The sequence below is a fragment of the Pseudomonas sp. I2 genome (genome assembly GCF_040984075.1).
In the GTDB taxonomy this organism is placed as follows: domain Bacteria; phylum Pseudomonadota; class Gammaproteobacteria; order Pseudomonadales; family Pseudomonadaceae; genus Aquipseudomonas; species Aquipseudomonas guariconensis_B.
This window is the reverse complement of the sequence record NZ_JBCGFQ010000119.1, coordinates 1-1,122: the sequence shown is the minus strand read 5'-3', so window position 1 is coordinate 1,122 and position 1,122 is coordinate 1. Positions and strand designations below refer to the sequence as shown.

General features: G+C 61.9%; 1 protein-coding gene. It reads left to right on the top strand.

The annotated features are described in order from the left end of the window. On the top strand, positions 1–919 hold a 919-nt coding region (gene intI1, locus WCE05_RS25810), incomplete at its 5' end, for a class 1 integron integrase IntI1 (RefSeq protein ID WP_025766410.1). Positions 920–1,122: the final 203 nt, after the last annotated feature.

Here is a 1,122-nt window from a genome sequence, read left to right as displayed (position 1 = left end):
AACCGAACAGGCTTATGTCCACTGGGTTCGTGCCTTCATCCGTTTCCACGGTGTGCGTCACCCGGCAACCTTGGGCAGCAGCGAAGTCGAGGCATTTCTGTCCTGGCTGGCGAACGAGCGCAAGGTTTCGGTCTCCACGCATCGTCAGGCATTGGCGGCCTTGCTGTTCTTCTACGGCAAGGTGCTGTGCACGGATCTGCCCTGGCTTCAGGAGATCGGAAGACCTCGGCCGTCGCGGCGCTTGCCGGTGGTGCTGACCCCGGATGAAGTGGTTCGCATCCTCGGTTTTCTGGAAGGCGAGCATCGTTTGTTCGCCCAGCTTCTGTATGGAACGGGCATGCGGATCAGTGAGGGTTTGCAACTGCGGGTCAAGGATCTGGATTTCGATCACGGCACGATCATCGTGCGGGAGGGCAAGGGCTCCAAGGATCGGGCCTTGATGTTACCCGAGAGCTTGGCACCCAGCCTGCGCGAGCAGCTGTCGCGTGCACGGGCATGGTGGCTGAAGGACCAGGCCGAGGGCCGCAGCGGCGTTGCGCTTCCCGACGCCCTTGAGCGGAAGTATCCGCGCGCCGGGCATTCCTGGCCGTGGTTCTGGGTTTTTGCGCAGCACACGCATTCGACCGATCCACGGAGCGGTGTCGTGCGTCGCCATCACATGTATGACCAGACCTTTCAGCGCGCCTTCAAACGTGCCGTAGAACAAGCAGGCATCACGAAGCCCGCCACACCGCACACCCTCCGCCACTCGTTCGCGACGGCCTTGCTCCGCAGCGGTTACGACATTCGAACCGTGCAGGATCTGCTCGGCCATTCCGACGTCTCTACGACGATGATTTACACGCATGTGCTGAAAGTTGGCGGTGCCGGAGTGCGCTCACCGCTTGATGCGCTGCCGCCCCTCACTAGTGAGAGGTAGGGCAGCGCAAGTCAATCCTGGCGGATTCACTACCCCTGCGCGAAGGCCATCGGTGCCGCATCGAACGGCCGGTTGCGGAAAGTCCTCCCTGCGTCCGCTGATGGCCGGCAGCAGCCCGTCGTTGCCTGATGGATCCAACCCCTCCGCTGCTATAGTGCAGTCGGCTTCTGACGTTCAGTGCAGCCGTCTTCTGAAAACGACAT